Origin of the sequence: Bacteroides sp., assembly GCF_028690125.1 — a bacterium.
Taxonomy (GTDB): domain Bacteria; phylum Bacteroidota; class Bacteroidia; order Bacteroidales; family Bacteroidaceae; genus Bacteroides.
Window position 1 is genome coordinate 56,945 of sequence record NZ_JAQVBV010000029.1, and the last position, 12,794, is coordinate 69,738.

Here is a 12,794-nt window from a genome sequence, read left to right on the forward strand (position 1 = left end):
CAACAGGCTCTGGCTCTGGCTCTGGTTCTTGTGGTACATCGTCAATAAAGAAGCCACTGCCACCAGAGGATTTCTTTTCTACCACTGGTATTGGCTCCTCTGGAACAACTGGTTCTTCAGGAACAACGGGTTCCTCAGGAACAACTGGTTCCTCAGGAACAACTGGTTCCTCTGAAACATCAATTAACACAACAGAATACTGCGTGGGTAGTTCGTTGTGTACCACAGCTGTATCATCAGTTGCAAATATAAAGCCAGTTGCAGTAGGTAAGTACTCATACATATTCCTCAAGTAAATTTCATTATTAACTAAATTATTATTAGTCGCATTTACATTAAACCCATTTACTACCATTGCAGTTGGACAATCTATAATGGTATTATTAAAAATAAAAATGTGGGCATCATTTGTTTGGTATGTTTGTGAACCGAAAATCCAGATTCCAGGAAGTGCTAATCCGCGAAGTTCATTATTAAAAACAGTAATGTTATTCATCGGATCGTCTGATCCCCATTTCTGGATTTCTATACCAGCGCCGCCACCAATACCACGTTGGATCTTATTATTACGAAGTAATGCGTCGTTAGTATTGTATAGACGAAGGCCACTATTTATTCGTGTCCAGATTGTATTGTTTTCAGCTAGCACGTATTTACAGTCAATAGCATATAATCCGTCATGCCCACACATATAAATTGTATTAAAAGAATAATTTAAATTTTGACAGCTAGTTGCTTCTAATGCATCATCATGATTATTTGTTAGATAACAGTCATGGATCCATAAATTTTTACAATTATGCGCCTCTATCAAATTTTGGTAATCGCCACCACTTCTATATTGTGTATTTCCTTCGCGATTTCCATCTAATCTAAGTGAGTACACTTCAATATTATTAGCATTTATATAAATCATACCTTCGGCTTTACCAACATTAGCGCCATTAACAAACTGAATTTTTGAATCATTTACGCCAAATAGTTGTCGGTTTGCTGTACTAATAACTATTGGATTGTTGACATCTACCGTACAATTATCTAAACAAACACTATCATTTAAAATAGCTGTTGTAATATCGATATCAGTTGCATGTCCAGTAAATGTAGTTAAACCTAAAGTCATAAATAAAAGAAACAGTATTGTGCATGTTGCACAAAACTGCTGGAAATTAGTCGACATTTATAATATCCTCAATTAGTTCTTTATAATCTACAATAGGTTTATTCGTGATAAACATAGAACCGATAATTTCATATTCTGGAAGTTTCGCTTTAACCTTATCTTCGAATGCAATTAATTCTGCAAATGAATTACGGACAAGAACACAGTCGAATGATTCCTCAACTGTTACTAGATACCAAGTATCATTAACTAACTGAAAAAACCAAAATTCTGGTTTAAAGCGATCTGTAATAGAATCAATTTCGGTTAACCCTTTTATCTCAAATACCGCTCCCGTAAAAATCATAGAATTTCTCCAATACTAATTCTTTCATTTCTGGGTTCCTTTGATCGAAAAGAATTCCTAATCCGCCGCATGCGTTCCACTCATCTACTGTTTTTGAAAAATCATCAATCAATACAGAGTGTCTGTCGACGCAGTAGTTAATTTTTTCGCGTCTACGTGTCATTAAAAACGGAATATCACCAATGTGGTCAGCGACCCATTTAATCTTTCCGACTCGTGCGTTCTCCTTCACATTAGCGTTTGTACCATCATAATTTGGAATAGCAGTTAGAACACAAGTATTAACACCCGGTAACTTCTGGATTTCTGTAAGTAAATCTAAACCCATTTGGATAGGTTCTAAATCTGCCCAGAAGTCTGTTCCACATCTAGTATTAATCGTATCCCAGAAAAATGTTTGTGTTCCAGGTACTCGCATTAAATCTGGAAAGTGTGTATATGCAAATTTATTAAAATTTACAAGAACACCATCCATATCAAAATAAACATTAGGCATTATAAATAAAGCTCCTTTACAGTTTTCTGTAGCCATGACGTACGAACATTCCAATTAGAATTCCATACTTGAATCTGCTGAATGATATCATCCCATAGACTATTGATGAATCTATCTCTGTACTCACTATTATTAAATTTAGCATCATCTTCGATAACTATGTGAACGAGTGTCCAATTTCTACCATCAATTTTTAGTAACTGATAATTTGGAATCTTAACTTTTGCAGCATCCGCATCAGTCATTCCAAAAATATCGAATGTAACAAAATATATTTTATTAACCATTTTATTCCTCTTGATTTATATCTGTGAATTCATCTAAAGTAAAGTCCAATATAAATTGTAATGGATCGTATTGAACATTTACTGTAATATTAATTTCACCCTGAATCTTCCTTTTTATATAATAAGGAACTGTGAAACCATTTATTGGAATTGTCATAGATGAATCACAAATTAGTTCCGCAATATGGTAAATATAATCCGATAAGCTAAAATCTGTATCACGCATGTAAAGAATTACATCATACCAAGTATCTCGTCCATTGGTCTGCCATGGCATAAGCAATTCCCTCGAATGTTCTGGATCGTTCACGCTGTCGATCTGCTGATGGCGACATCCTATGAATCCTGTGTTCTCTACCACTAACGATATTTGTTGGTTCTAAGCGCGGAAGATTCTTTAACCATAAGCATGTTGCCTTTGTTTCGCCATGTCCAAATTGCCATGGTTGAATAATCTGCGTGTATTCATGTTCTATTATAGCACGTGCATACTTATGTTGTACTGGATTTTCTACACAGATGTGTTCTATATCTGATTCTAACAGCATCTTAAAAAATTCCGCACCAGCAACCATATTTGCCCAGCGTTCTGTGTTAGTCGTTTTATCTGCATTATAAAGCCAGCGAACACCAGAATTTGATAAGTAAGTACATGGAGGGAAAAAGATTGCTAGATCCCAATGTTGATCTAGCATATCCCTAATGTCTCCCTTATAATGGTTCCCCGGAATTTCTGTTTCTTCCAGATCACAACTCCATGCTTCCCAACCAGCGGCTTCGAATGCTGACCTAACGGCTGCAGAAAATTCACAACCAACTAGAACGCGTCTAGTCCTTGATGTCAATTATCTCGCCTGTTCTTTTATGCTTATATACCTGTTCGTTAGGATCCCATTGCATATTCCATGCGATTTCTGGTGCAATGTTAGATTCCTTATATCCAGATACTCTTTGTGCATACTGCCGTTTTGTTTCCCAAGTGTGTCTACAAAGATCGCGCTTATCCAAGGATGAATATCCATTATACGCAGCCATCATTGCATCCATACCTTTCCACATATCTTGAACTCTACCAGCGCAGACTGTGCACATATCTAAGTCCTCATAGGCTTCCCTCTCACCACAACATGTGCAGATTCTGCGTACAACCAATTCCTGTAGTTCAATTGCTTTTGCTTCATCAAATGAATGCGCAAGCGTACCGAACTTTGTTTCCCAAGCCACTGTTTCCTTTACCATTTCTATACCTTCGTAATCTGACTCTTTGGTAGCCAAATATTTCCGTCTAACTCTGGGACATTTAAACAGACTGCCTTCTCGGTTTCTTTTACGAATTCGCCGAGATATCTAGTCTTTACGAAGTTCTTCTGCTTAGCAATCCATGCTGTTAACGTATAAGAACAGTTGTCTAGTTCTACTACATATTGCTGCTCATCTGGAGCAAATACGTCAGTGAATTCGCCGTCGGCAATAGCTTCATTACAGTACCGATCATAATAACAGAAATGCCGCTGTGCAAACTTTGTGTTCTTCGCGGAACAAAACGTATTATGTACATTCCAGAGTGGAATACGTGGACTACCTTCGGTATTCATCGGATAGTCATTTATATCGTCTGATTCGGTAGCTTCTATAAATGTATCAATCAATAGTTCAATATCTTTAAATATTTTATCGCGATCCATAAACTTAAATGGTATTGCAAATTCATAACCATACTTAAGATATTTTAACATCAACCAGTCTGTATACACACCAGTTTGTTTCCAATACATCCATGCATAAATAAATAACTGTAGGACATATTCATCATTCAGTCCAGTGACACCATTTGGTACGTAAGAGTCGCAGTTGACTGCCTTTCCTGTAGTTAGTGTGGATGTCTTAAGATCAGCAATTATTACCGAACCTTCCACTTCATACACTTGGTCAAGATATGCCTGAATATATCCTAAATCAATATGCATTTCACGAAACTTTGGTGCTACCTCACGATATGCTTTAGGGAAATTATTAAACTTATTCGTCCATTGCTCAATCTCCATCATATACTGTGAGAGATAGTTTGTGAGCATTAGTCGTGTCGTTTCTAACTCATCGTTTGCTTTATCCCCACATAATTCTGTAAAAAATTCATTTGGGGATGCGATGGGTCTACCAAATTCATTTCCCGGCGCTTCCAATATCTGCTCATACAAATGCATTATAGATGCTGGAAGTTTTGTCTTATAGTTAGCCTTAGTAATCTTTTCCTCTTTAATATCAAGATCAAAAGATTTTTCAATCACCTCATGGATAAGTGATCCACGAATTAAATGGATTGTCTTCGGCTCTTTTATTCTTTGCTTATATGCATAGTAATAACTGCGTGGACAACGCAGCCACCTAATAATCTGCGATGCAGATGCTTTTCTTGCCATAGTATTATACCTGTCTAGAAAGTGCTGCTGGAATTAAGTTGACTTTCGCCGCCTTATACCAATCATAATCATAGACGTGACAAGAAGTATTAAATTCTACAAATCGTACTGGAACAAGTTCGAGTTCTTCTAAGACTTCTTCTGATATGTACCTAAGTAGAGCAATGTTATTGAATTGCCACGCACCAAACAAATCATGCGATCTAAACATTGTTGTTATTTCACATTCGTTATTTTCAATATTACAAATATCGGCGAGTTGCCAGCATGGTGGATTTTCTGCTCCTAAGTCTTCAAATTTATCCCATGTAACGATCTGAATACGTTTATTAAATTTCTCATCTAACAAACGATCTTTTGCTATCTTACGTAACTGTGAAATTGTGCGACCCATATATGTATATGGTTGCGATCCTTTTGAGTTAATAGCAGCTGTTGTGCCGTCTCTAAATTGTGCGCAATATTCACCAAGACCATGTTGCTGTGGATATTGTGGGTGAATATCTCCATTTAATGCCTGCTGAATAGCAGTAGGGCCGAGATCAAATGCTAATGGTTCGTGCTTAATCATCTTACGGCTTCCCTGAATAGATGGTCTAACAACACCATTATCCATGACGTATCTGATTGCACGCGCCCATGCATTATTATAGCTATTATCGTTAATACAATACATTATTATTCCCCGAGTGCGTTTTTAATTGATCCAAATCGTGAAATATATAGTTTCGCATTTGGAAAATCTGGCATAGCATTTAGCTCTTTGATAGTTGGTACATGTCCAACTAATGAAACAAACCGTTTTAATTCATTTCTTAAATGTTCGTTATCACGGTTAATGCTCTCCGGATCATATCCTGCTATTGAAATTGCAGCTTCCCATGAACCAAATAAGAGAAGGTATGCACCAGCACTAGGAAAAGTGTTGGCACTACTGAATTCTTCTATAGTTGGTATCATGCCAAATGTATCAACAAATCTCTTAAACTCAGAGATTAGAAAACTTGGCGTGTACTTTTTCATATTACTTCTGCTCCAGTTCATCAATCCTTTTCTCTAATACTCTTATACGAGAAAGGAGTTCATAAATCTTACGCTCAAGAAAGCGTATCTTATCTTCTTCCACCGCGACTGATCCCATTTTTTCACCGCCATGCTAGGAACGATGCTATATCAGCAACAAACTTCATATCAAGTCGCCCGTATTTATCTGACCGAATATTTTTTAAATAAGTGAATGCAAATATAATTGCATCCAACAGTATTAGATTCTTTTCTGCTGCACGATAAAGCCCTATACTTAAGATCGCAATATCTGCTTTATCTAAAATATTAAACAGTTTTATTGTTCTATCTAACATGTTATCACCGATTAAAAATCGAATAATGATTTTTGTTCTTTAGCTACCTGCGTCTTAGGGCATAAATCGGCCAAATCTAAACGCTCTAACGCTTTATCGACTTCCGCTTTATAATAATCTAAATCTAAATTTGGTACGTCTGAAAGCTTATCGAATATTGTAACAAGCTTATACTCACTTGTTTTTTCTTCAACTGGTACTTTTACTTTTCGCCGAATCGTGTGCTTGGCTACTTTTTTAGTTGGGGATACTTTGACATAATTTAGTCTTGTACCACTATGCACAACTTTATCAAACCTATCCTTATATTGGTCGATAAGTTGTACACCAAGTTCACCACCATTCTTATATGAGTCGCGTTGTTTTACGGTTCTACCGAACGTTACATCTTCAAGTGACCAATTTGCTGAATTATAAAACTTCTCAACATCAGCCTCAGTAACACCGGTTGTTAAAAGCTTAAGACCAATCTCATCTATCACAGCAGAATAAAGTGGAATCTTAGCGCTTCCCTTAAGGCCGCCGCCATGTATTATAAGATCCTGTTTACCGTTTTTATCTGGTTTAGTTAGAAGAAGATAATGTTTCTCTGCATTCTTCTGGAAGTATCCAGCAGAATATGGAGTGTCTTCCAACCAAATGTACGATTTATCGCAGAAGTATTTTTCTTTAATAAAGGCTTCTAACCATTCGTGGATCTCGTCTAATGATGGCCCACCGGTCAAATAAATACCATCGGTATTACATGCAATTACACGCTCTTCGTCCTTATCTAAGAAGTCTTTCATTTGTCTGAGTAAGTATCTACCAGATCCTGTGATTGCTATATACGCAGCCAAGCTACCGAATAAGGAGTACTGCATTCCAAAAAATCCGGTTAATGAATTAATAATAATTTTAAGATTCAGTTGGTTTGCGTCACAATCAGCATATTCTGGAGAGTTTTTATCTAACGTCTTCATGCGCTTCTTAATTTCTGCGCGATCTCGCATCAATTCGGCAACGAATGCTGAAGCGATCCCCTGTTTATTCATATTAATGTCGATGATGATCTGGCAGTTCGCGCGTTCATCTGGAATACTTAACTGCAAATGATTATCTTCTGTCATGTGTGTTGAGTATGGTTTCAACTCATCTTCTGTCCTTAGTATCTTCGTTGTAGTTGGACACAAGTTTAATTGCAGAATTAAATTCGGATAGAACGACGTAACATCTATATCACGTAATCCATCTTTAAATAAACCAGTTCTATATGTTTGTACCCAAGCTCCTTGTTTATTAGCGCTTAAGAATGGATGGGCTTCTCCAACTGTCATATCACCAACGATATCAATTGCACCAAACTTTCTAGCAAAGATAATAGATCCTGTATATGACGGTGTCATATTAACAACGGTATTTAGCGGAACCTGTAGATTTTCGGCTTGCTTAATAATTGCTGGTAAATAAATTTTACGCAAGTATGTGGTACATCTAATATCTGATTCTAAATAGTCATGCAACTGTTTTGTATTGACAATACTTCGCATGTTGGACATAACTTCTTGACTTTCTTTGATAACATCAGGACAGTTATATGCTTTTGCTACACTTTTCATATCAAAGTGTTTTAGATTAAACTGGAATAAATTCTGGTCTCTAACTTTCTGACCATCTTTTACACTTCTAACCATTATATCATAATGAACGCGGCCACCTATATTAGTAGCTTTATACTCTCCTGTTGTATGATCCTCAATATGTTCGACGTCAGTACCATCGCGAGTTAGCCAAGTTGTCGATATTCTGTTATATTTACATCTATCGCAGATGTACGGCATATCGAATCGTATTCCATTATATGTTACGATGATGTCAGGATCAAGTTCTTTTATTCGCTTAAACACTTCGATTAATAAATCTCTGTCATCATTATGTTTTTTTGCCATATAAATTTCTATTGGCATATCATTTAATTGTATACCAATAGCAATAATGGCATTCTCTACGGCGTTCGGGAATGTTAGGAAAGAATCTACCTCAATATCTAAAGATAATATTCGTAACTCATTATTATTTGGGTATTGAATAATATATTCGGGGATATCAATGTAAAGTCTATCAATTAACTTAACGCGAGATTCCCATGCATTTTTTGAGGCATTCTTTCGTAAATCATTTTCATTCCTAAAAACGCATTTATAAATATCGCCGCTGTAATCGGTTTCATATAATAGTGTTTTTTTAACTAATTCGCTACGTACCATTGGTATTTCTAATGGCGAATAGAAATATGGTAACAACGGCGAATCTATTACTACTGCTTCACCGTTTCGCCATATCTTAACTTTCTGCCGCCCATCTGTCACTAACGATTCAGCTACTAGTGGAACTATCATTTCAGAGCAACCTTAATTTCTTTGTAATTCTGTTAACTTTAGCATCTTCGGCTGGCCCAATTCCAAGTGCGGTAACTGTACCAGGTGCCACTTCTGTATAACCAAAATCAGTGATTAACGCAAATGGAAGTCCAGCAGTCTTTGCCGCTTCCGCTAACTGTTCTAATGCAAGCACGCTATCTACAGCTAATGCTATCTTTTTATAACCGGATTCTATCCATTCATTAACATCTGATTCTGATGCATTTCGTACCGCGTTCACTGCAGCATGAGCCGCCTGCGCCACCATTTTTCCACAACTCATTCCAAGATCTTCACGTACTATAATCACTTGTTTCATGCTTTATTCCTCGAACATTGTGCACAGATCGAGCCGCAGGATTCCTTAAAGAACGCGCAATATGAATAATTATTTCGCAAGTGGTAATCAATTTTATATAATAGTGTTGACATGTTTAATGGGGGATTAAACAATTTATTAATTTCTGAAATTTCGCTGATAATTTGCGGTCGAGAATACCTTTTAATTTTAAAATAATTAACTAATCCACATAATGCTGTGTCACGACCACCTAGATCTACACCATTTTCTTTAATATGTTCAAAGGCTCTACATGTTTTATCGCTACTGAATTTACCAGCGCACCATATATTTTGTAGAGCAGAGCCTTCCAATCTAGATACTTTATGCTCTTTACTTATATCAGCATCAATTTCGAGAATTGTCAACCTAACTAATTCTGGAGCGTTTCTTCGCTCAGGAACCATATCCCGTGGTTCTTTTGCAAGTTCTCGAATTTCGTCAATAGAAAAGTTTAAGACTTCATGATATGTAAGTGGTATACAAAATAATCCAGTCTTTGCATGTCGTGTATCCACAAATCTTAAAATTCTATTAATATCTCCAAGCACCGCATTATCTACACACTTTAGGTTTCCACCAGTTATTAATTTTTCTGCGAATCGTTTTAGCGTTTCTTTAGGATGCTTTAGCTCAACTATGTCGAAATCTATTATTAGATGAAATCCCTTTGATCCTGAGAATGAAACGCGCGGTTGAATATTATGACGTAAACACCAATTTAATACGAAGCGTGATTCATTCAGTGCATCAATGTTATCCGGAGAATCAAAATCGAATGGTATGCAATCAATAATCGCATTATCCCTGTGTAATTTCGGATTTGTATATTCCGTAAAACTATAAACAGTACCATAAACGGACGTATAATTATTTTGCTGCATAAATGCTAATACATCTTCAGCTGAATTAGCAACAAAATATTGTCCAGAAAAGTCTGCTCTAAATGGATTTCCTAGACCACGTGGCCATCTATCGCCTGTCTGACCTTTGATTATTGATAGCATATCTGACATTTAATTTACACCACATTTATTTTTTACAAATAATTCTAGATTACCATTCGATCCAATTCTATATGAATTCTGATAGATTTCATCAAATGTTATTGTTTGATCGCCACATGCGATCTTATCGAATAGGTAGGAATGCGGTAACAAATATACCTCTTTAGAGTGCCGTAACTCGATAGCAAATACTCCAAATCGCCCTGTGTTCTTTAGAAACTGATGTTGTCTTTCTACTTGTCCAACACGATCTCTGCCAGTGCGATTTATCATGGTGAGTTCTATCTTTCCATTACTAAATGATCCACCCAATTCAAAGATTGATTTGCATTCAATTCCTACATTACAAATATCTAGGCTATCTAGCAATAAGTCGATTCTCTGAATCTGATTCCCACCATCTGGGAATGAATAACAGAGCCCGCGCTTATTATTTACAGCTAACCAAGAGTTTAGATAGCTGCATAGCCACTCTTCGAATTCTTTACCTTCATCTATGACTTGCGTTTTTTTCGTCAATTTGTGACACCACGGCGTATAAGTTTGTTACTAATTCTGAACGATCACAATCTAGTGTAGCTATTATAGGTATTCCAAATGATTTAAGTCGTTCTAATCGACATCGATCATCAACTGTTGTCTCAACATTTCTGGCACATTCTATAATGTCTACTGACTGTGCGTTCACTAAGAACAAGTTAAACTCTTCTATAAAGCGCATGTCTGGCACTACGATATAATCCAATTCTGAAGAATTTTCTAATACTAAGTTTACGAAGATATCATGCCCGAACAGATACCTTAATTCCTCAGCAAATTCTTCAAGTAAGAATCTATTTTCGTGTTTGTTAAGATCACAATATTTATGAGCTAATAATTTTAGGGGTCTAGCAAGCGGTCGTATATCTACTTTATATCCAGATTTTCTTAATACCTGGGCAACAATATCGCCTGTAGTACTTTTACCAGCTCCATTTAAACCTATTAATGTTATTATTCGAACCATTGTTTCAACTCAGAAATGCTGGTTTCAACTGATTCTATATCATCTTTTATGATAATAGAATCTTCTCCAATAAGTTCGAACGATAGATAAGAAACATTAAACTTATCATTATTTTCTAAACCAAGCTTTACAAGATCAAATAATGTTTTAGGAATAAAAACGGCGGTATCCCTATCATTATCTTGTATTATTAATCCTACATCTAAGCCTTTAATCATTATTATCTCCCCATTTTTTTATTATTTGATTTTTGCTAGCTAGTGATATGGGAAATCCCAAAATATTATTTATACTATTACAGCGCAAAGCATAATCAAATGCCCCAAATTTTGTAGCAAATAAGTATGGCTTAAGTCTACCAATTTCGACTGCATCTTCATCAAATCTAGTGAATAGAACTATTTTCTTTTTTAAAGCAGACAGAAGATCTAATAGCTCTTCTAATTCATCGATCTTATGAAGTAGTGGTTCCCCGCCTAAGATAAATATATATTCTATATTTTTATTGAATAAAGATATTTTCTCTAATAGTGTTTGTAAAAATATAGTATCTCTAAAGTCTGTTCCAAGTTGATAATCCCAAAGTTCTGGATTATGACAACGTGCTTCTGCAACTCCAGCACAAATGAATGAGTTATTTAATTTATTACAATAACCATCACAGCCACTGATATAAATTTCTAATGCTTTATACTGCAATGAATATTGTGTAGCGGCAATTTTCATAACATCACTAACTTAGGTATACCATCATTTATTTCGATATATGTGGACGAATCAACTAAGTCACCACAATTTACAAGCTTACCATCGATTTCTGGATAATGTGTATGTCCCATGACTAAATAATCATATTGTTCCGCATATCGTTTTGCTACCATATCGATTGCTTTAATTTGTGTGTTATAAACATCCGATTTGGCTTGTACTTCAAATGGTGTTTTAAAGAATTTTTTATATATATTAGGGAAATATTCTGTAATAAAATTAAAGAATGGTGACCCTATACATTGTTCCACATCAAATTCCCAACCATGTGTATAATAAATTCCTTGAAATTCGAATGGTTTAGAAATATTAAAAACGGAATCATTTAATGTAGAATCGTGATTTCCTTTTATGATTACTACATCCATTTGATTGGAAATTTCCACTAACTTATTATATACCGAAAATGTTGGTGCATACTTTCTAATATCATCTAAACTACAACGCCAGAAATCAAAGATGTCGCCGCATAAAATTAATTTATCAGCATTAGCTACAGTATAGTCTAGTAGTCTGTGAATGTTGGCATAATTCGTGCCTTCATAGCCAATATGTAAATCCGATGCTGCTACTATTTTCATTCAATCCCACCATAAAACTGTCTATTCGGAAAATCTAATTCCCGTCGACGTGGGTGCCAATTTTTTATACTACTTAAAAATCCTACAACTCTTGTATACATATTTGTAATCTGCTCCCCACAGATAGGACAAATATCATTATGTGAAATTGTAAGATGTCCGGCGCGACATTCAGCAATAACATAATTAATTGCTTGATATATAACACCAGCTTTTATAGATGATTCCAAGAGATCATAAATTAGTTGTGGATCTTCAATTTTAGTTTCTACATTAATGTGTAGAATTGACCCACCAGAAAATTGGCTATCAAATAATCCTTGTAATTTAATTCTATCTAATAGATCTGCTTTAACACACAATGGAATAAATTGATTAGAGTATAATGCATACTTATCTTGTACTCCCATTTTTATATCTTTTTCTGCGAACTTTATACTTAATGATTCTCCTGGGACTTGTTCCACATTGTGATGACTCGAATATAATTTATCACAACGTTTATTTGTATTATTAATTACACTCAGAATTTCAAATATAAAGTCTTGTCCGTTTTGTTCTAGAATATCAAGACCCATGAAATCTACAGCTTCATATAAACCATTAATTCCTGTTGTTGAATATTGTTTTGTAAGGTCTATAAATCCTAATGTATATAAT

At 35.4% G+C, this 12,794-nt stretch carries 19 protein-coding genes; all 19 read right to left on the reverse strand.

All coding sequences use genetic code 11. From position 1 onward, the window contains the following. The coding region (locus PHO71_RS17360) for a right-handed parallel beta-helix repeat-containing protein (RefSeq protein ID WP_300205735.1) at positions 1–1,123 on the reverse strand (1,123 nt) is incomplete at its 3' end. A gap of 46 nt (positions 1,124–1,169) precedes the next feature. Then, on the reverse strand, positions 1,170–1,469 hold the full coding sequence (locus tag PHO71_RS17365; RefSeq protein WP_300205737.1) for a hypothetical protein: 300 nt from the start codon (positions 1,467–1,469) through the stop codon (positions 1,170–1,172). After that, on the reverse strand, positions 1,444–2,001 hold the full coding sequence (locus tag PHO71_RS17370; RefSeq protein WP_300205739.1) for a hypothetical protein: 558 nt from the start codon (positions 1,999–2,001) through the stop codon (positions 1,444–1,446). Before PHO71_RS17370 ends, PHO71_RS17365 begins: the two co-directional genes overlap by 26 nt. Next, the gene (locus PHO71_RS17375) at positions 1,965–2,252 is read right to left on the reverse strand and encodes a hypothetical protein (RefSeq protein ID WP_300205741.1); all 288 of its coding nucleotides are present in this window, start codon (positions 2,250–2,252) and stop codon (positions 1,965–1,967) included. Before PHO71_RS17375 ends, PHO71_RS17370 begins: the two co-directional genes overlap by 37 nt. A 1-nt stretch (position 2,253) precedes the next feature. Then, entirely contained in the window at positions 2,254–2,478 is a 225-nt protein-coding gene (locus PHO71_RS17380) for a hypothetical protein (protein ID WP_300205743.1), read from the reverse strand. A 13-nt stretch (positions 2,479–2,491) separates the two neighbouring features. Then, complete coding sequence (locus tag PHO71_RS17385) at positions 2,492–3,097, reverse strand: hypothetical protein (RefSeq protein ID WP_300205745.1); 606 nt, start codon at positions 3,095–3,097, stop codon at positions 2,492–2,494. Next, positions 3,081–3,527, reverse strand: a complete 447-nt coding sequence (locus PHO71_RS17390) for a hypothetical protein (protein WP_300205747.1) — start codon at positions 3,525–3,527, stop codon at positions 3,081–3,083. Before PHO71_RS17390 ends, PHO71_RS17385 begins: the two co-directional genes overlap by 17 nt. Beyond that, entirely contained in the window at positions 3,494–4,672 is a 1,179-nt protein-coding gene (locus PHO71_RS17395; RefSeq protein ID WP_300205749.1) for a PD-(D/E)XK nuclease family protein, read from the reverse strand. Before PHO71_RS17395 ends, PHO71_RS17390 begins: the two co-directional genes overlap by 34 nt. A gap of 4 nt (positions 4,673–4,676) precedes the next feature. Further along, positions 4,677–5,288 carry a thymidylate synthase gene (locus PHO71_RS17400; RefSeq protein ID WP_300205751.1) on the reverse strand — a complete coding sequence of 204 codons (612 nt, stop codon included), beginning with the start codon at positions 5,286–5,288 and terminating at the stop codon, positions 4,677–4,679. 62 nt (positions 5,289–5,350) lie between these two features. Then, a complete protein-coding gene (locus PHO71_RS17405) occupies positions 5,351–5,695 on the reverse strand; it encodes a hypothetical protein (RefSeq protein WP_300205753.1) in 345 nt (114 codons plus the stop codon). A 122-nt stretch (positions 5,696–5,817) separates the two neighbouring features. Beyond that, complete coding sequence (locus PHO71_RS17410; protein WP_300205755.1) at positions 5,818–6,033, reverse strand: hypothetical protein; 216 nt, start codon at positions 6,031–6,033, stop codon at positions 5,818–5,820. An 11-nt stretch (positions 6,034–6,044) separates the two neighbouring features. Continuing rightward, positions 6,045–8,411: a DNA polymerase domain-containing protein gene (locus tag PHO71_RS17415; RefSeq protein ID WP_300205756.1), complete on the reverse strand. Its 2,367-nt coding sequence runs from the start codon at positions 8,409–8,411 to the stop codon at positions 6,045–6,047. Position 8,412: 1 nt separating this feature from the next. Next, complete coding sequence (pth2, locus tag PHO71_RS17420; protein ID WP_300205758.1) at positions 8,413–8,751, reverse strand: peptidyl-tRNA hydrolase Pth2; 339 nt, start codon at positions 8,749–8,751, stop codon at positions 8,413–8,415. Beyond that, positions 8,748–9,788, reverse strand: coding sequence for a hypothetical protein (locus PHO71_RS17425; protein WP_300205760.1), 1,041 nt, complete (start codon positions 9,786–9,788; stop codon positions 8,748–8,750). The genes pth2 and PHO71_RS17425 overlap by 4 nt, the downstream gene beginning before the upstream one ends. 481 nt (positions 9,789–10,269) lie before the next feature. Continuing rightward, positions 10,270–10,785 (reverse strand): hypothetical protein, encoded by a 516-nt coding sequence (locus tag PHO71_RS17430; protein ID WP_300205762.1) that lies wholly within the window; start codon positions 10,783–10,785, stop codon positions 10,270–10,272. After that, the gene (locus PHO71_RS17435) at positions 10,773–11,003 is read right to left on the reverse strand and encodes a hypothetical protein (protein ID WP_300205764.1); all 231 of its coding nucleotides are present in this window, start codon (positions 11,001–11,003) and stop codon (positions 10,773–10,775) included. Before PHO71_RS17435 ends, PHO71_RS17430 begins: the two co-directional genes overlap by 13 nt. After that, the gene (locus PHO71_RS17440) at positions 10,996–11,511 is read right to left on the reverse strand and encodes a 4Fe-4S cluster-binding domain-containing protein (RefSeq protein ID WP_300205766.1); all 516 of its coding nucleotides are present in this window, start codon (positions 11,509–11,511) and stop codon (positions 10,996–10,998) included. The genes PHO71_RS17435 and PHO71_RS17440 overlap by 8 nt, the downstream gene beginning before the upstream one ends. Continuing rightward, entirely contained in the window at positions 11,508–12,134 is a 627-nt protein-coding gene (locus PHO71_RS17445) for a metallophosphoesterase (RefSeq protein ID WP_300205767.1), read from the reverse strand. Before PHO71_RS17445 ends, PHO71_RS17440 begins: the two co-directional genes overlap by 4 nt. Continuing rightward, positions 12,131–12,794, reverse strand: a 664-nt coding sequence (nrdD, locus tag PHO71_RS17450) for an anaerobic ribonucleoside-triphosphate reductase (RefSeq protein ID WP_300205768.1), incomplete at its 5' end; no start/stop codon positions are given. The genes PHO71_RS17445 and nrdD, both read right to left, overlap by 4 nt.